Annotated in this window: 17 protein-coding genes; 15 read left to right on the forward strand and 2 right to left on the reverse strand. The window is 56.0% G+C overall.

The features are described from left to right. Positions 1-28: 28 nt before the first annotated feature. Complete coding sequence (gene ubiF, locus FHC49_RS02250; RefSeq protein ID WP_220438670.1) at positions 29-1,204, reverse strand: 3-demethoxyubiquinol 3-hydroxylase; 1,176 nt, start codon at positions 1,202-1,204, stop codon at positions 29-31. A gap of 149 nt (positions 1,205-1,353) precedes the next feature. Here ubiF and miaB point away from each other — a divergent pair, with 149 nt between their 5' ends. The 10 genes from miaB (at position 1,354) to rihA (ending at position 11,769) form a co-directional block, all read left to right on the forward strand. Further along, the gene (miaB, locus tag FHC49_RS02255) at positions 1,354-2,778 is read left to right on the forward strand and encodes a tRNA (N6-isopentenyl adenosine(37)-C2)-methylthiotransferase MiaB (protein WP_220438464.1); all 1,425 of its coding nucleotides are present in this window, start codon (positions 1,354-1,356) and stop codon (positions 2,776-2,778) included. Between the two features lie 153 nt (positions 2,779-2,931). Then, positions 2,932-3,978: a PhoH family protein gene (locus tag FHC49_RS02260; RefSeq protein WP_185669817.1), complete on the forward strand. Its 1,047-nt coding sequence runs from the start codon at positions 2,932-2,934 to the stop codon at positions 3,976-3,978. Further along, a complete protein-coding gene (gene ybeY / locus FHC49_RS02265; protein WP_185669818.1) occupies positions 3,975-4,442 on the forward strand; it encodes an rRNA maturation RNase YbeY in 468 nt (155 codons plus the stop codon). Before FHC49_RS02260 ends, ybeY begins: the two co-directional genes overlap by 4 nt. Positions 4,443-4,562: 120 nt before the next feature. Beyond that, positions 4,563-5,441, forward strand: a complete 879-nt coding sequence (gene corC, locus FHC49_RS02270) for a CNNM family magnesium/cobalt transport protein CorC (RefSeq protein ID WP_185669850.1) — start codon at positions 4,563-4,565, stop codon at positions 5,439-5,441. A gap of 5 nt (positions 5,442-5,446) precedes the next feature. Further along, entirely contained in the window at positions 5,447-6,985 is a 1,539-nt protein-coding gene (gene lnt / locus FHC49_RS02275) for an apolipoprotein N-acyltransferase (protein ID WP_220438466.1), read from the forward strand. 438 nt (positions 6,986-7,423) lie between these two features. After that, positions 7,424-8,344: an amino acid ABC transporter substrate-binding protein gene (locus tag FHC49_RS02280; protein ID WP_185669820.1), complete on the forward strand. Its 921-nt coding sequence runs from the start codon at positions 7,424-7,426 to the stop codon at positions 8,342-8,344. Positions 8,345-8,509: 165 nt separating this feature from the next. After that, positions 8,510-9,250 (forward strand): amino acid ABC transporter permease, encoded by a 741-nt coding sequence (locus tag FHC49_RS02285; protein WP_035894314.1) that lies wholly within the window; start codon positions 8,510-8,512, stop codon positions 9,248-9,250. Further along, positions 9,250-9,924, forward strand: a complete 675-nt coding sequence (gene gltK / locus FHC49_RS02290) for a glutamate/aspartate ABC transporter permease GltK (protein ID WP_220438467.1) — start codon at positions 9,250-9,252, stop codon at positions 9,922-9,924. The genes FHC49_RS02285 and gltK overlap by 1 nt, the downstream gene beginning before the upstream one ends. Beyond that, a complete protein-coding gene (gltL, locus tag FHC49_RS02295) occupies positions 9,924-10,649 on the forward strand; it encodes a glutamate/aspartate ABC transporter ATP-binding protein GltL (protein WP_185669822.1) in 726 nt (241 codons plus the stop codon). The genes gltK and gltL overlap by 1 nt, the downstream gene beginning before the upstream one ends. A 184-nt stretch (positions 10,650-10,833) precedes the next feature. Further along, positions 10,834-11,769: a pyrimidine-specific ribonucleoside hydrolase RihA gene (rihA, locus tag FHC49_RS02300; protein WP_220438468.1), complete on the forward strand. Its 936-nt coding sequence runs from the start codon at positions 10,834-10,836 to the stop codon at positions 11,767-11,769. An 81-nt stretch (positions 11,770-11,850) separates the two neighbouring features. Here the strand turns inward: rihA and FHC49_RS02305 are convergent, their stop codons facing one another. Then, complete coding sequence (locus FHC49_RS02305; RefSeq protein WP_220438469.1) at positions 11,851-12,333, reverse strand: zinc ribbon-containing protein; 483 nt, start codon at positions 12,331-12,333, stop codon at positions 11,851-11,853. A 225-nt stretch (positions 12,334-12,558) separates the two neighbouring features. On the opposite strand from FHC49_RS02305, the gene leuS reads away from it, so the two are divergent. From leuS to FHC49_RS02330, 5 genes are read left to right on the forward strand one after another with little or no spacing between them, the layout of a single operon-like run. Further along, complete coding sequence (gene leuS, locus FHC49_RS02310; RefSeq protein WP_220438470.1) at positions 12,559-15,141, forward strand: leucine--tRNA ligase; 2,583 nt, start codon at positions 12,559-12,561, stop codon at positions 15,139-15,141. 14 nt (positions 15,142-15,155) lie between these two features. Continuing rightward, the gene (gene lptE, locus FHC49_RS02315) at positions 15,156-15,728 is read left to right on the forward strand and encodes an LPS assembly lipoprotein LptE (RefSeq protein WP_185669826.1); all 573 of its coding nucleotides are present in this window, start codon (positions 15,156-15,158) and stop codon (positions 15,726-15,728) included. Next, on the forward strand, positions 15,728-16,759 hold the full coding sequence (gene holA, locus FHC49_RS02320) for a DNA polymerase III subunit delta (protein WP_220438471.1): 1,032 nt from the start codon (positions 15,728-15,730) through the stop codon (positions 16,757-16,759). The genes lptE and holA overlap by 1 nt, the downstream gene beginning before the upstream one ends. After that, on the forward strand, positions 16,752-17,411 hold the full coding sequence (gene nadD, locus FHC49_RS02325) for a nicotinate-nucleotide adenylyltransferase (protein WP_220438472.1): 660 nt from the start codon (positions 16,752-16,754) through the stop codon (positions 17,409-17,411). The genes holA and nadD overlap by 8 nt, the downstream gene beginning before the upstream one ends. A 23-nt stretch (positions 17,412-17,434) precedes the next feature. Beyond that, positions 17,435-18,046 carry an adenosylcobalamin/alpha-ribazole phosphatase gene (locus FHC49_RS02330; protein WP_220438477.1) on the forward strand — a complete coding sequence of 204 codons (612 nt, stop codon included), beginning with the start codon at positions 17,435-17,437 and terminating at the stop codon, positions 18,044-18,046. Positions 18,047-18,279: the final 233 nt, after the last annotated feature.

Consider the following 18,279-nt stretch of genomic DNA (forward strand, 5'->3'; position numbering starts at 1 on the left):
CTACTTCAATGTCGCCCGAGCGAGCAAACTATAATCCCAGCGCGTACTTCAACGCCTGACGCTTCAACACGCCCGCGCGCTGCGCCGCCATCAGCCCCAGGTTGCGTAAAATCCGCAGCGGGCCGAGATCGTTGCTAAAACCGGCGTAGAACAGATCCATCCCACTTTGCATCAGCAAGTTATCCACTCGACGGCGCGCCTGGTAGCGCTCCAGCACCGGTAGGCTAGACCAGTCTTCGCCGATGCTGCGCGCGTTTGCCAACACATCCAGCAGCGCATCGACGTCGCGATAGCCAAGGTTTACCCCCTGCCCCGCCAGCGGATGAATGGTGTGTGCGGCATCGCCTATCAGCACCAACCCCGGCTGCACATACTGCTGCGCATGACGGCGAGTCAGCGGAAATGCCCCGGCGGCAACCGGCGTGATAGTTCCTAAACGTTCCGGAAAATGGCGCGTGATTTCCCGCTGTAGTTGCGGCATCGGCAGCGACTGTAGCTGACGGATCCGTGCCGGGGTGTCGTACCACACCAGCGAAGCCCAGTTATCGAACAGCGGTAAGAAAGCGCGTGGCCCGGTTGGCGTAAACTGCTGCCAGGTGCTGTCACCCGGTTCATTGTCACACTGTACGGTAATCAGCATGCAGGACTGCGGGTACTGCCAGCCGTTGGTGCCAATTCCCGCCTGCTGACGCACCTGCGAAAGCGCGCCATCAGCGCCCACCACCAGGCGAGCCGTAACCTGACGGTCATCATCAAGCTGTAAAACGTGGCTATCGCCTTCGGTCCGCATCGCATTGAGCGACGTACCGTGCAGCAACGTCACCTGCGGATGCGCTTCCAGCGCCTGCCAAAGCGCCAACTGCAGAACGTTGTTCTCGACCATATAGCCAAGGTTAGGCAGCTTCAGCTCGCTGGCATCAAAAACAACGTGTGCGGTTTGCCACTCCCAGGTCTCCAGTCGACGCCAGGGATGTGCCCGCATTGCCAGCACAGCGTCCCAGACGCCGAGGCCACGTAACAGCTGCACCGACGCGGCGCTGATGGCTGAAATCCGGACATCAGGCTGTGAGTTCGGGTCAAAATCCGGCGGCGGACTCTTTTCCAGCACCGCCACGGAAAACCCTTGTTGCGCCAACCCTAATGCCAGCGCACCACCGACCATCCCGCCGCCAACCACCGCAACGTCTTTATGTAGAATTGTCATCATTTATTATCCTTAAAGCCGAATACCTTCAGTTTACCGGACTTTCGCCCTCTGAGGCCAATAACCGTCAAGCTGGTCACAACCGCACCAAAGCATTACAATACGCGCCCTGCAATGTGGGCTATTCATAATTGAGCAAGAGCAAGTCGATGACAAAAAAACTCCATATTAAAACCTGGGGCTGTCAGATGAACGAATACGATTCATCAAAGATGGCCGATCTGCTGGATGCCACTCATGGGTATCAACTGACTGAAAACGCAGCAGAAGCCGACGTCCTGCTGCTGAATACCTGCTCAATCCGTGAGAAAGCCCAGGAGAAAGTCTTCCACCTTTTAGGCCGCTGGAAATTACTTAAAGCAAAAAATCCTAAGCTGATTATTGGTGTTGGCGGCTGCGTCGCCTCACAGGAAGGCAAACTTATCCGCCAACGTGCACACTACGTGGATATCGTTTTTGGCCCGCAGACCCTGCACCGCCTGCCAGAAATGATCGATGCCGTGCGTAATAACCGCCGCCCGGTGGTTGACGTCAGCTTCCCGGAAATCGAGAAGTTTGACCGCCTGCCGGAGCCGCGCGCCGACGGCCCGACCGCGTTTGTCTCGATCATGGAAGGCTGCAATAAATACTGCACCTACTGCGTGGTGCCGTACACCCGTGGTGAAGAGGTCAGCCGTCCGTGCGACGATATTCTGTTTGAGATTGCCCAATTGGCCGCTCAGGGCGTGCGCGAAGTCAACCTGCTGGGGCAGAACGTCAACGCCTGGCGCGGTGAGAACTTCGACGGTACTACCGGCAGCTTTGCCGAGCTGCTGCGTCTGGTGGCGGCAATTGACGGCATCGACCGTATCCGTTTCACCACCAGCCATCCGATCGAATTTACCGACGATATTATCGATGTCTACCGCGATACCCCGGAGCTGGTGAGCTTCCTGCATCTGCCGATTCAGAGCGGCGCTGACCGTGTGCTGAACATGATGGGGCGTACCCATACCGCGCTGGAGTACAAATCCACCATCCGTAAGCTGCGTGAAGCGCGACCGGATATTCAGATTAGCTCCGACTTTATCGTCGGCTTCCCGGGCGAAACCGACCAGGACTTTGAGCAGACCATGAAGCTGATTGGCGACGTGAACTTTGACGTCAGCTTTAGCTTTATCTTCTCCGCGCGTCCGGGAACGCCAGCGGCCGATATGGTCGACGACGTGCCGGAAGAGGTGAAAAAACAGCGCCTCTACATTCTGCAGGAACGCATCAACCAACAGGCAATGGCCTGGAGCCGTCGTATGCTCGGCACCGTGCAGCGCATTCTGGTAGAAGGCACTTCCCGTAAGAGCATTATGGAGCTGACCGGACGCACCGAGAACAACCGCGTGGTCAACTTTGAAGGTACGCCGGATATGGTCGGTAAATTCGTCGATGTGGAGATCGTTGATGTCTACACTAACTCACTGCGCGGCAAGCTGGTGCGCACCGAGGACGAAATGGGCCTGCGTATCGTTGAATCACCGGAGTCGGTGATTGCGCGTACTCGCAAAGAGAGCGACGCTGGCGTTGGGATTTATCAGCCATAATCTCCCTGGCCCGTCTCCCCTGACGGGCCTTGTATTTCCTGCCGTCATCCCCATATTTACTGCAATGCTTGCGCCTTTTTACTGCGGCGTGAATAATTCCTTTATCAGCCGGTCACGTCTTACTACCGGCAACTCATGCATAAGAGGAACAGTTTGAACATAGACACTCGCGAAATTACCCTGGAGCCAGCCGACAATGCCCGTCTGCTGAGCCTGTGTGGCCCGTTTGATGACAATATCAAACAGCTGGAGCGACGACTGGGCATTGAGATCAACCGCCGCGATAACCATTTCAAACTGACGGGACGCGCTATCTGCGTGACCGCCGCTGCCGACATTCTGCGCAGCCTGTACGTTGATACCGCGCCAATGCGCGGCCAGCTTCAGGATATTGAGCCGGAACAGATTCACCTGGCGATTAAAGAAGCGCGCGTGCTGGAACAGAGCGCGGAGAGCGTGCCGGATTACGGCAAAGCCATCAATATCAAAACCAAACGCGGGGTGATTAAACCGCGTACGCCGAACCAGGCGCAGTATATCGCCCATATTCTCGACCACGACATCACCTTCGGCGTAGGCCCTGCCGGTACCGGTAAAACCTACCTTGCCGTCGCCGCCGCCGTTGATGCGCTGGAGCGCCAGGAGATTCGCCGTATTCTGCTGACCCGCCCTGCGGTCGAAGCGGGCGAAAAACTCGGCTTCCTGCCGGGCGATTTAAGCCAGAAGGTTGACCCGTATCTGCGCCCGCTGTACGACGCGCTGTTCGAGATGCTGGGCTTCGAGAAAGTCGAAAAGCTGATGGAGCGTAACGTCATCGAAGTTGCGCCGCTGGCCTACATGCGCGGCCGTACGCTGAACGATGCCTTTATCATCCTTGATGAGAGCCAGAACACCACCATCGAACAGATGAAGATGTTCCTGACCCGTATCGGCTTCAACTCCAAGGCGGTGATTACCGGCGACGTCACCCAGATTGACCTGCCGCGCAGCACCAAATCTGGCCTGCGCCACGCTATTGAAGTGCTGGCTGAAGTCGATGAAATTAGCTTTAACTTCTTCCACAGCGAAGACGTGGTGCGCCACCCGGTGGTTGCCCGCATCGTTAACGCTTACGAGGCGTGGGAAGAAGCCGATCAAAAACGTAAAGCCGAGCAGGCCGCGGAACGTAAACGCGAAGCTCAGGCGCAGGAGCAGAAATGAGTCAGGTGATCCTCGATCTCCAGTTGGCCTGTGAAAACAACACCGGTCTGCCAGAAGAAAGTCAGTTTCAGGCATGGCTGGATGCCGTCATCCCACAGTTTCAGGAAGAATCAGAAGTTACGATTCGCCTGGTGGATGAGGCTGAAAGCCACGAACTGAACCTCACCTACCGCGGCAAGGATAAGCCAACCAACGTGCTGTCATTCCCGTTTGAAGCACCGCCGGGAATGGAAATGCCGCTGCTGGGCGATTTGATCATCTGCCGCCAGGTCGTTGAGCAGGAAGCCGTTGAGCAAGGCAAGCCGCTGGAAGCCCACTGGGCGCATATGGTGGTGCACGGTAGCCTGCATCTGCTGGGCTATGACCATATCGAAGATGAGGAAGCGGAAGAGATGGAAAGCCTCGAGACAGAGATAATGCTTGCTCTGGGCTATGAGGATCCGTACATTTCCGAGAAAGAATAAACGGTAGGGCTTCGGCCCTGCCTTTTTATACTTGAAGTAAGACGAGTACACATGCCGTCCGGCGCTGAGTTTACGCGTGACGAGCGACAGTTAAATCAACATGAGAACCCAAACGACGCCATGAGCGACGACAATTCACACAGTAGTGACACAGTAAACAGCAAAAAGGGATTCTTCTCCCTCTTACTCAGCCAGCTTTTCCACGGTGAACCAAAAAACCGTGACGATCTCCTGGCGCTGATCCGTGATTCCGGGCAGAACGAGCTTATCGATGAAGATACGCGCGATATGCTTGAAGGGGTAATGGATATCGCAGACCAACGCGTCCGCGACATCATGATCCCGCGCTCCCAAATGATTACCCTGAAACGCAACCAGACCCTGGACGAATGTCTTGATGTGATCATCGAGTCCGCCCACTCGCGCTTCCCGGTGATCAGTGAGGATAAAGATCACATCGAAGGGATCCTGATGGCGAAAGATCTGCTGCCGTTTATGCGCAGCGACTCCGAAGCCTTCAGCATGGATAAAGTGTTACGCACCGCGGTTGTCGTGCCGGAAAGCAAACGGGTTGACCGTATGCTGAAGGAGTTCCGCTCCCAGCGCTACCATATGGCCATCGTTATCGATGAGTTTGGCGGCGTATCGGGTCTGGTGACGATTGAAGACATTCTCGAACTGATTGTCGGCGAAATTGAAGATGAGTATGACGAAGAGGACGATATCGACTTCCGTCAGCTCAGCCGCCACACCTGGACGGTACGCGCGCTGGCCTCTATTGAGGACTTCAACGACGCGTTCGGCACCCACTTCAGCGATGACGAAGTGGACACCATTGGCGGTCTGGTAATGCAGGCCTTTGGCCACCTGCCTGCCCGTGGGGAAACCATCGACATCGATGGTTACCAGTTTAAGGTCGCTATGGCGGACAGCCGTCGTATTATTCAGGTTCACGTTAAAATCCCGGACGATTCCCCACAACCGAAACTGGATGAATAACCTTCATGGCATTTGCCTCACTGCTTGAACGCCAGCGCATTCGTCTGCTGCTGGCGCTACTTTTCGGAGCCAGCGGTACGCTGGCTTTTTCTCCCTATGACTTCTGGCCAGCGGCGATTGTTTCGCTGATAGGGCTACAGGCGCTGACGCTTAACCGTCGCCCCGTGCAGGCCGCCGCCATTGGTTATTTCTGGGGCTTTGGCCTGTTTGGTACCGGCATTAATTGGGTCTACGTCAGCATCGCGCAGTTTGGCGGTATGCCGGGCCCGGTCAACGTCTTCCTCGTCGTGCTGCTGGCCGCCTATCTCTCGCTCTATACCGGCCTGTTTGCCGGCATTCTGTCGCGCTTGTGGCCGAAAACCAACTGGGTTCGCGTCGCCATTGCCGCGCCGGTTGTCTGGCAAATCACCGAGTTCCTGCGCGGCTGGGTGCTGACCGGCTTCCCGTGGCTGCAGTTTGGCTACAGCCAGATTGACGGCCCGCTGAAAGGGCTGGCGCCGCTGATGGGCGTTGAGGCCATCAACTTCCTGCTGATGGTGGTAAGCGGGCTGTTAGTGCTGGCATTGGTGACCCGCAACTGGCGTCCGCTGGTGGTGGGCGTCATTCTCTTCGCCCTGCCGTTCCCACTGCGTTACATCCAGTGGTATACCCTGCAAACCGACAAAACCACTCAGGTTTCACTGGTGCAGGGCAATATTCCACAGGCCATGAAGTGGGATGAAGGCCAGTTGATTAATACGCTGAAAATCTACCTTGATGCCACCGAACAGGTGATGGGCAAATCGCAGCTGATTATCTGGCCGGAGTCGGCGATTCCGGATCTGGAAATCAACCAGCAGCGCTTCCTGAGCATGATGGATGACTTACTGCGCGCCAAAGACAGCACGCTTATCACCGGTATTGTCGACCAGCGTCTCAATAAGCAGAACCGCTACGACACTTACAACACCATCATCACCCTGGGTAAAGACAGCCCGTACAGCTACGAGTCGACCAACCGTTACAACAAAAATCACCTGGTGCCATTTGGTGAGTTTGTCCCGCTGGAGTCGATTCTGCGCCCGCTCGCGCCGTTCTTTGACCTGCCGATGTCGTCATTCAGCCGTGGGCCGTACGTCCAGCCGCAGCTGCAGGCGCATAACCTGAAGCTAACTGCCGCTATCTGCTACGAGATTATTCTCGGCCAGCAGGTGCGCGACAACTTCCGCCCGGACACCAACTTCCTGCTGACTATCTCTAACGATGCGTGGTTTGGTAAGTCTATCGGCCCGTGGCAGCACTTCCAGATGGCACGCATGCGAGCGCTGGAGCTGGCGCGTCCGCTGCTGCGTAGCACCAACAACGGCATTACCGCCGTGATTGGCCCACGCGGTGAAATTCAGGCGATGATCCCGCAGTTCACGCGTCAGGTACTGACCACCAAAGTGACGCCAACCACTGGGTTAACGCCTTATGCACGTACCGGCGACTGGACCGTGTGGCTGATTACCGCACTGTTTGGTTTTGGTGCGCTGGTGATGAGCCTGCGTCAGCGTCGCAAGTAAAACTCTGCACTACCGAATGTAGGCCGGATAAGGCGGTACGCCGCCATCCGGCAACCGTGCCGTATGGCGCCTGATGGCGCTGCGCTTATCAGGCCTACAGGTCCTTTTCCACTCGTAAACCTCCCTCACAAAGCCCATTCTGGCACGCCAATTGCTTAATATAATCAAGAGGCTGCACACCACCGACTGGCGCAACTAAGTTGCACCACAACAACACATCGGTAGCACCAAAATCGTGCAAACTGCGATTTTTGCCTCAAATCGGTGCGGCGCGCTTCGCAAAAATAAACAATAAAGCAGCAAAATCTTTACATTAAGCCAAACTAAATGCTAACAAACACACATAACGCTGCACGCTAAAGACGCAGCGAGAACAACACAACAATCACAATGGGTATCAATGCATCTTTGCCGATGCAGAGGATAAAGGAGTTGGATATGCAATTACGTAAACTGGCCGCCGCCATGCTGGTCATGGGTGTGACCGCTGGCCTGGCGCATGCAGAAGACGCACAGCCTGCCGCCGATGCCGCGCAGCAATCGACGCTGGATAAAATTGCTAAAAACGGCGTTATCGTCGTTGGCCACCGCGAATCATCTGTGCCGTTCTCCTACTACGACAACCAGCAGAAAGTGGTCGGTTACTCTCAGGACTACTCCAACGCCATCGTTGACGCTATCAAGAAAAAGCTCAACAACCCGAAACTGGATGTGAAGCTGATTCCAATCACTTCCCAGAACCGTATTCCACTGCTGCAAAACGGCACCTTCGACTTTGAGTGTGGCTCTACCACCAACAACGTCGAACGCCAGAAACAGGCTGCATTCTCCGACACCATCTTCGTGGTCGGTACGCGTCTGCTGGTGAAAAAAGGCGGCCCGATTAAAGACTTCCCGGATCTGAAAGACAAAGCGGTGGTTGTGACCTCCGGTACTACCTCTGAAATTCTGCTGCACAAGCTGAACGACGAGCAAAAAATGAATATGCGCATCATCAGCGCCAAAGACCACGGTGACTCCTTCCGTACCCTGGAAAGCGGTCGTGCGGTGGCGTTTATGATGGATGACGCCCTGCTGGCTGGTGAACGTGCGAAAGCCAAGAAACCAGACAATTGGGAGATCGTCGGCAAGCCGCAGTCTCAGGAAGCTTACGGCTGTATGCTGCGTAAAAACGACCCGGACTTCAAAAAGCTGATGGATGACACCATCGCTCAGGCACAGACTTCAGGCGAAGCGGCGAAATGGTTTGATAAGTGGTTCAAAAACCCAATTCCACCGAAAAACCTGAACATGAACTTTGAGCTGTCAGAAGAGATGAAAACGCTGTTCAAAACGCCAAACGACAAAGCACTTAACTAATTAAAAAAATGGGGCGGATAAATCTGCCCTCTCGATTGTAGTTCAGCACGGACAGACTATACGTCAGGTGGTCGTTCCCCACCTGGCCTGAATACCGCAAAACGCTGTTCCACAATCTTCGAGGGTAGCAGGTCGTACTGCTACCCTTTTTTTCTGGAGTTCATTATGTCAATAGACTGGAACTGGGGTATCTTTTTACAACAGGCCCCATTCGGCAACACCACCTATCTCGGCTGGCTGTGGAGCGGCTTTCAGGTCACCGTCGCACTCTCGATTACCGCCTGGATTATCGCTTTCCTCGTCGGCTCGCTGTTCGGCATCCTGCGTACCGTTCCTAACCGCTTTTTATCCTCACTCGGCACCTGCTACGTCGAGCTGTTCCGTAACGTCCCGCTGATTGTGCAGTTCTTTACCTGGTACCTCGTGGTGCCGGAATTACTGCCGGAAAATCTCGGCATGTGGTTTAAGTCGGAGTTGGATCCGAACATCCAGTTCTTCCTCTCTTCGATGATCTGTCTGGGTCTGTTCACCGCCGCCCGCGTCTGCGAGCAGGTGCGCGCCGCCATTCAGTCGCTGCCGCGCGGGCAGAAGAACGCCGGTCTGGCGATGGGCCTGACGCTACCGCAAACCTACCGCTACGTGCTGCTGCCGAACGCCTATCGCGTAATTGTGCCGCCAATGACCTCCGAGATGATGAACCTGGTGAAGAACTCGGCCATCGCCTCCACGATTGGTCTGGTCGATATGGCCGCGCAGGCAGGCAAGCTGCTGGACTACTCCGCGCACGCCTGGGAATCCTTTACGGCGATCACCCTCGCCTACGTCTTCATTAACGCCGTGATTATGCTGGTAATGGCGCTGGTGGAACGCAAAATCCGCCTGCCAGGCAATCTGGGAGGTAAATAATGTACGATTTTGACTGGAGTTCGATAGTTCCGTCGATGCCTTACCTGCTGGCAGGTCTGGTTATCACCCTCAAAATTACCGTCACGGCGATTATTATCGGTATCGTCTGGGGTACGCTGCTGGCGGTGATGCGCCTGTCGGCGTTTAAACCTGTTGCCTGGTTTGCTAAAGCCTACGTCAATATCTTCCGCTCCGTGCCGCTGGTGATGGTGCTGCTGTGGTTCTACCTGATTGTGCCGGGCTTCCTGCAAAACGTGCTTGGGCTGTCGCCAAAAAGCGATATCCGCCTGATCTCGGCGATGGTGGCGTTCTCGATGTTTGAAGCCGCCTACTACTCCGAGATTATCCGTGCAGGTATTCAGAGCATCTCGCGCGCGCAGTCCAGCGCCGCACTGGCGCTGGGGATGACCCACTGGCAATCAATGAAGCTCATCATTCTGCCGCAGGCTTTCCGCGCCATGGTGCCGCTGCTGCTGACCCAGGGGATTGTCCTGTTCCAGGATACCTCACTGGTGTACGTCCTGAGCCTCGCGGACTTCTTCCGTACCGCTTCCACGATTGGTGAGCGTGACGGGACTCAGGTGGAAATGATTCTGTTTGCTGGTTTTGTCTATTTTGTGATTAGCCTTAGCGCCTCGCTGCTGGTCAGCTACTTGAAGAAAAGGACCGTATAATGATTACCCTGAAAAACGTCTCTAAATGGTATGGTCACTTTCAGGTGCTGACCGATTGCTCCACGGAAGTGAAAAAAGGCGAAGTGGTGGTGGTGTGCGGGCCGTCCGGCTCCGGCAAATCCACGCTGATTAAAACCGTTAACGGTCTTGAGCCAGTACAGCAGGGAGAAATCCTGGTCAACGGCACTAAGGTCAACGACAAAAAAACCGACCTCGCGAAGCTGCGTTCTCACGTCGGCATGGTGTTCCAGCACTTCGAGCTGTTCCCGCACCTGTCGATCATCGAGAACTTGACGCTGGCGCAGGTTAAGGTTCTGAAACGCGATAAAGCCGCGGCCCGCGAAAAAGGCTTAAAGCTGCTCGAGCGAGTAGGGCTTTCCGCGCACGCCAACAAGTTCCCGGCGCAGCTCTCCGGCGGCCAGCAGCAGCGTGTGGCAATCGCCCGTGCGCTCTGTATGGATCCGGTCGCAATGCTGTTTGATGAACCAACATCGGCGCTCGATCCTGAGATGATCAACGAAGTGCTGGACGTGATGGTCGAGCTGGCCCATGAAGGGATGACCATGATGGTGGTGACTCACGAAATGGGCTTTGCGCGCAAGGTGGCCAACAGAGTTATCTTTATGGACGAGGGCAAGATCGTTGAAGATGCCGACAAAGAGGCCTTCTTCGCTAACCCGAAATCTGACCGCGCGAAAGATTTCCTCGCCAAAATCCTGCACTAATCCCAACCTCATGTTGCCCGGCCGAGCGAAGCGACGCCGGGTCGGGCACTGAGCTATCCCGGCGTCGCTTCGCTCGGCCGGGCTACCCTTTTGCGCGTCTCATCACGCTTTCGCGTTTCTGCTCTCGTTCATTCCACATGCAGGATTTACCCTTGTCACAAAATAATGCTGACAAGGAACCGCTATGGCACTGCCAATTATTCTTGATTGCGACCCGGGTCATGATGACGCGATCGCTATTGTTCTCGCCCTCGCCTCACCTGAGCTGGAGGTGAAAGCTATCACCTCTTCCGCCGGTAACCAGACGCCGGACAAAACCCTGCGTAACGTCCTGCGCATGTTGACGCTGCTCCAGCGTCCGGATATTCCAGTCGCTCGCGGCGCGATAAAGCCGTTGATGCGTGAGCTGATTATTGCCGACAACGTTCACGGCGAGAGCGGGCTTGATGGCCCGGCGTTGCCGGAGCCGTCCTTTGCACCGCAGCCTTGCACCGCCGTTGAGCTGACGGCCAAAACCCTACGTGAAAGCCCGCAGCCGGTCACGATTGTCTCTACAGGCCCGCAAACCAACGTCGCGCTGCTGCTCAACGGCCACCCGGAGCTGCACGCAAAAATCGCCCGCATCGTTATCATGGGCGGTGCGATGACGCTCGGCAACTGGACGCCTGCCGCCGAGTTCAACATCTTTGTTGATCCGGAAGCCGCGGAAATCGTCTTCCAGTCGGGAATTCCGGTCGTCATGGCTGGACTTGATGTGACGCATAAAGCGCAAATCCACGCTGCCGATACCGAACGTTTTCGCGCGATTGGCAACCCGATTTCAACCATTGTTGCCGAGCTACTCGACTTCTTTATGGAATACCACAAGGATGAAAAGTGGGGCTTTGTTGGCGCGCCGCTGCACGACCCGTGTACCATCGCCTGGCTGCTGAAGCCGGAGATCTTCACTACCGTTGAGCGCTGGGTTGGCGTGGAGACGCAGGGGAAATACACGCAGGGGATGACGGTGGTGGATTACTACTTCCTGACGGGGAATAAACCGAACGCGACGGTCATGGTGGACGTAGACCGAGAGGCGTTTGTTGATCTGTTGGCTGAACGGTTAGCGTTTTACCATTGAGCCTGCCCCGGCGGCGCTGCGCTTGGCCGGGCTACAACCCTCATGTAGCCCGGGCGAACGGAGTGCCCCCGGGAATGCCCATTACGGCTCGAACGGCCGACGCTGGAACTGGTCATGCCCGCACTTCGGGCAGCGCGGCAGCACGTCCGGCGTATACACCGCCAGATGGTAGTGACACTTCTCACACACCAGGTTACCCAACCCCACCACTTCCCCACTGTGATACACCCCGTGATGGTTCAGATCCTGGAACACTTCGCGCCATTCCAGCTGCGTTTTGTCGGTAATATCCACCAGCTCCTGCCAGAGACTTTCCTTAATCACCCGCAAAAACACGCTGTCGGAATCATCTTCCTGACTTTCGCTGTAGCTCATCGCGAACTCTTCGAGGTCACGACGAACGGCGCGCAACAGTTCATCAATTTCACTACGCGTTAACTCGCTGGTTTGTGCGACCTTCGCCCGCGCCTGCGCGACCAGGGCATCGATATCGCGTTCACCATTGCGCAGACGTTCAGTTAGCGAGCCCACCAATTCACGGTAAATTTGAGCAACCTTGTTCATTGTTTCCTCTCCCAGCCAGTTAACCTCTTCTAATAATAGCCGTTATTTGATTTCTGCTTTGCCAGCTTCACCACAGAGTTGATAAATGACGCTCGGAGCTTTTCGCCGCCTTAACGTGCGAAAGGCTGTTTTGACGTGAACGTTTGGGCTATGCTATGCGGATCTGAAATACCACATCTATAGGCTACATTTGTAGCTGTATTGAAAACAGGATCACTGGCTGCCATGCAAGAGCAATACCGCCCGGAAGAGATAGAATCGAAAGTCCAGCTTCACTGGGATGAGAAGCGCACATTTGAAGTTACTGAAGACGAGAGCAAAGAGAAGTATTACTGCCTGTCGATGCTTCCCTATCCTTCTGGTCGACTACACATGGGCCACGTCCGTAACTACACCATCGGCGATGTTATTGCTCGCTATCAGCGCATGCTGGGCAAAAACGTTCTGCAGCCAATCGGCTGGGATGCGTTCGGCCTGCCGGCTGAAGGTGCTGCGGTAAAAAATAACACTGCGCCTGCGCCATGGACCTACGACAACATCGCGTACATGAAAAACCAGCTCAAAATGCTGGGCTTTGGTTATGACTGGAGCCGCGAGCTGGCCACCTGCACCCCAGAATACTATCGCTGGGAGCAGAAGTTCTTCACCGAGCTGTATAAAAAAGGCCTGGTGTACAAAAAGACCTCTGCGGTGAACTGGTGCCCGAATGACCAGACCGTACTGGCGAACGAACAGGTTATCGACGGCTGCTGCTGGCGCTGCGATACCAAAGTTGAGCGTAAAGAGATCCCACAGTGGTTTATCAAAATCACCGCTTACGCTGACGAACTGCTGCGCGATCTGGATAACCTGGATCACTGGCCTGACACCGTGAAAACGATGCAGCGCAACTGGATCGGCCGTTCCGAAGGGGTTGAAATCTCCTTTGACGTTAACGACTACGCCAACAAGCTGACCGTTTACACCACCCGTCCAGATACCTTTATGGGCTGCACCTACCTGGCCGTTGCTGCGGGTCACCCGCTGGCGCAGCAGGCTGCGGCGAACAACCCGGCCCTGGCAGCTTTCGTCGACGAATGCCGTAACACCAAAGTGGCTGAAGCCGATATGGCGACCATGGAGAAAAAAGGCGTCGACACCGGCTTTAAAGCTATTCATCCGCTGACCGGCGAAGCGATCCCGGTATGGGCGGCAAACTTCGTCCTGATGGAGTACGGTACTGGCGCAGTAATGGCCGTTCCGGGCCACGATCAGCGCGACTATGAATTTGCGACTAAATACGGCCTGAACATCAAGCCGGTTATCCTTGCCGCAGACGGCAGCAAGCCGGATCTCTCCGAGCAGGCGCTGACCGAAAAAGGCACCCTGTTTAACTCCGGCGAGTTCGACGGCCTGAGCTTTGAAGACGGCTTCAACGCTATCGCTGACAAACTGACGGCGATGGGCGTGGGCGAGCGTAAAGTGAACTACCGTCTGCGTGACTGGGGCGTATCCCGCCAGCGCTACTGGGGTGCACCAATCCCAATGGTGACGCTGGAAGATGGCACCGTGCTGCCAACCCCAGAAGATCAGCTGCCGGTTATCCTGCCGGAAGATGTGGTCATGGACGGCATCACCAGCCCGATCAAAGCCGACCCAGAGTGGGCAAAAACCACCGTTAACGGTATGCCTGCGCTGCGTGAAACCGACACCTTCGACACCTTCATGGAATCTTCATGGTACTACGCGCGTTACACCTGCCCGCAGTATCAGGAAGGCATGCTTGACTCTAAAGCGGCGAACTACTGGCTGCCGGTTGATATCTACATTGGCGGTATCGAACACGCTATCATGCACCTGCTCTACTTCCGCTTCTTCCACAAACTGATGCGTGATGCGGGCATGGTCAACTCTGACGAACCGGCTAAACAGCTGCTGTGTCAGGGCATGGTGCTGGCAGATGCCTTCTACTACGTGGGCGCAAACGGCGAACGTAACTGGGTTTCCCCGGTTGACGCTATCGTTGAGCGCGACGAGAAAGGCCGTATCGTGAAAGCGAAGGACGCGGCGGGCCATGAGCTGGTGTATACCGGCATGAGCAAAATGTCCAAGTCCAAAAACAACGGCATCGACCCGCAGGTGATGGTTGAACGCTATGGTGCGGATACCGTGCGTCTGTTCATGATGTTTGCTTCTCCAGCGGATATGACTCTGGAATGGCAGGAATCCGGCGTTGAAGGGGCGAACCGCTTCCTGAAACGTGTCTGGAAACTGGTCTATGAACACACCGCTCAGGGCCCGGTTGCGGCGCTGAACGTAGATGCATTGACGGAAGATCAGCAGGCGCTGCGCCGTGACGTTCATAAAACTATTGCTAAAGTTACCGATGATATCGGTCGTCGTCAGACCTTCAACACCGCCATCGCGGCGATCATGGAGCTGATGAACAAACTGGCGAAAGCACCGCAGGAAGGCGAGCAGGACAGAGCGCTGATCCAGGAAGCGCTGTTGGCCGTCGTGCGTATGCTCAACCCGTTCACCCCACACGTTAGCTTCACGCTGTGGCAGGAGCTGGGCGGCGAAGGCGATATCGACAACGCGCCGTGGCCGGTGGCTGACGAGAAAGCGATGGTGGAAAACACCACGCTGGTCGTGGTTCAGGTCAACGGTAAAGTTCGCGGTAAAATCACCGTTGCGGTTGATGCGACTGAAGAGCAAGTTCGTGAGCGTGCAGGCCAGGAACACCTGGTTGCGAAATACCTTGAGGGCGTAACCGTGCGTAAAGTGATTTACGTACCGGGCAAGCTGCTTAACCTGGTCGTTGGCTAAGCGCGGGAGGAAGCGTGCGATACCTGACAACATTGTTGTTATCTTTGGCGGTGCTGGTCACCGCCGGATGCGGCTGGCATCTGCGTAGTACCACGCTGGTGCCGGACGAAATGAAAACACTGATTTTCCAGTCTAGCGATCCAAACGGCCCTCTGAGCCGCGCAGTTCGCGAACAGCTGAGAACGAGTGGCATTACCGTGCTTGATCAAAGCACGACGCGCCAGGACGTCCCGTCCCTGCGTCTGGGTTCATATAGCCTCCAGCAGGACACGGCTTCCGTGTTCCAGAATGGTCAAACAGCTGAATATCAGATGGTGATGACGGTTAACGCCACGGTACTTATCCCAGGTCAGGATATTTTCCCTATCTCGACCAAAGTGTACCGTTCGTTCTTCGACAACCCGCAGAAAGCGCTGGCGAAAGACAGCGAACAGGGCATGATCGTACAAGAGATGTACCAGAAAGCGGCTGAACAGTTGATTCGTAAGCTGCCAAGCGTACACATTGCCGATGCCAAAGAGAGTGCGGAAAATCAGGCGACCCCGCCTGCCGCCAGCTCTCGTGTATCAACCACTCTGGGTAACTGATGATTCGGTTGTACCCAGAACAACTCCGCGCGCAGCTCTCTGAAGGGCTGCGCGCGGCGTATCTCCTGCTCGGTAATGACCCCCTTTTCCTCCAGGAAAGCCAGGACGCCATCCGGCATGCCGCCGTCAGCAAAGGCTTTATCGAGCACCATACCTTCACGCTTGACGCCAGCACCGACTGGAACGAGCTTTTTTCCCTCTGCCAGGCGATGAGCCTGTTCGCCAGCCGCCAGACGCTGCTGTTGCTGCTGCCTGAAAACGGCCCTAACGCCGCGATCAACGAACAGCTCGCCACGCTGGTGAGCCTGCTGCATGACGATCTCCTGCTGATTATTCGCGGCAACAAGCTGACCAAAGCGCAGGAAAACGCCGCCTGGCTGACCGCTCTGGCGACCCGCGCCGTGCAGATTAGCTGTCAGACGCCGGAACCCGCAAATTTACCGCGCTGGCTGGCTAACCGCGCGAAGCAGAACAACCTGCAGCTTGATGAACCTGCGAGCCAACTGCTCTGCTACTGCTATGAAGGCAACCTGCTGGCGCTGTCACAGGCGCTGGAGCGACTGTCGCTGCTGTGGCCGGACGGCAAGCTGACGCTGCCTCGCGTTGAACAAGCCGTCAACGATGCCGCGCACTTTACCCCTTTCCACTGGGTCGATGCCCTGTTAGCTGGCAAGAGCAAACGCGCGCTGCATATCCTGCAGCAGCTACGTCTGGAAGGCAGCGAGCCGGTTATCCTGCTGCGCACCATACAGCGTGAACTGCTCATGCTGGTGACCTTAAAGCGTCAAAGCGCGCACACTCCGCTGCGCGCATTGTTTGATAAGCATCGGGTCTGGCAAAACCGTCGCGGCATGGTGGGCGATGCGCTCAACCGCCTAAGCGCCGCACAGCTTCGTCAGGCCGTGACGCTGTTAAGTCACGCAGAGCTGACGCTGAAACAGGATTACGGTCAGTCGGTCTGGGCTGAACTGGAAAGTTTGTCGCTGCTGCTTTGTCATAAAGCACTGGCCGACGTTTTTATCGATGGATGATATGGCAAAACTACAGGCGCTTTTCGGCGGGACCTTCGATCCCATTCACTATGGCCACCTCAAACCAGTAGAGATTCTGGCTAACCAGATAGGGCTGTCTCGGGTCATCATTATGCCCAATAACGTGCCGCCGCACCGTCCGCAGCCGGAAGCCACTAGCGAACAGCGTAAGTTTATGGTCGAACTGGCCATTGCCGATAAGCCGCTGTTTGTGCTCGACGAACGCGAACTGCGCCGTGACACGCCGTCCTGGACGGCAGATACGCTGCAGGAGTGGCGACAGGAACAGGGGCCAGAGCAACCGCTCGCCTTTATCATCGGCCAGGATTCGCTGCTTACCTTCCCAAGCTGGGAGCGCTACGAGACGATTCTCGACAACGCTCACCTGCTGGTCACGCGTCGGCCGGGCTATCCTCTAACCATGAAGCATGAGGAGCACCAGCAGTGGCTGGATCGCCATCTCACCAGCAACATCGAAGATCTGCATCATCAGCCGGCAGGGAAAATATACCTGGCAGAAACGCCGTGGTTTGATGTTTCCGCCACGCTGATTCGCGAACGCTTAGAGCGCGGTGAGTCCTGTGAAAAGATGATGCCGGAGGCCGTACTCTCTTACATCATCAACCAGGGGCTGTATCACCACGGCGCTTAGCGTCATACACCAGGGGAGACGCGATGAAAATCTGGCTGGTACGTCACGGTGAAACCGAAGCCAACGTGGCAGGACTGTACAGCGGCCACGCGCCGACCCCGCTGACCGTTAAAGGCCAAAGACAGGCTGAACGCCTTGGCGAAATGCTGCATCAGGTTTCCTTCGACCGCGTACTGTGCAGCGAGCTGGAGCGCACCCAGCACACGGCGCGCCTGCTGCTGGGCGAGCGACAAATCCCTATCACCCCTCACCCGCTGCTGAACGAGATGTTTTTCGGCGACTGGGAGATGCGCCATCACCGCGATCTTCAAATTGAAGATAAAGAGAACTACGCCGCCTGGTGCGCCGACTGGCAACACGCCGCCCCGACCAACGGCGAAGGTTTCCCCGATTTCTCCCGCCGCGTTTCAGCGTTTGCCGCCGAGCTTGCCCACTATGATGACCACAACCTGCTGATCGTCAGCCATCAAGGCGTGCTTAGCCTGCTGACCGCGCTGCTGCTCGGCATGCCGATGGCCGGAATGTGGCATTTCCGCATCGACCACGGCGCGTGGAGCGTCATTGATTATTCAGCGGAATTTGTCACCCTGCGGGTGCTCAATAGTCGCGCAATCTGGCTGCCGGAAGCGGAATAAAACGGATTTCTGCACCAGACCTCCGTCCACCCATTGACACACGTTGCAAGGCTGTTATCCTCCGCAGCCAGAATCATCCCCCTCCAACACTTGTGGACAGAAATTGTTTTACAAAAATGGCGATGCAATCAGCGCTAAGGGATGGGATGATAGCCCGCCAGAACGCCCGTTCGGTGATTTTTTGTCCCGATAATATTTTCAATTCGGGTATACTGTCTGGCTGTTTAATACCG

Source organism: Kluyvera sp. EC_51 (genome assembly GCF_019584505.1).
In the GTDB taxonomy this organism is placed as follows: domain Bacteria; phylum Pseudomonadota; class Gammaproteobacteria; order Enterobacterales; family Enterobacteriaceae; genus Kluyvera; species Kluyvera sichuanensis.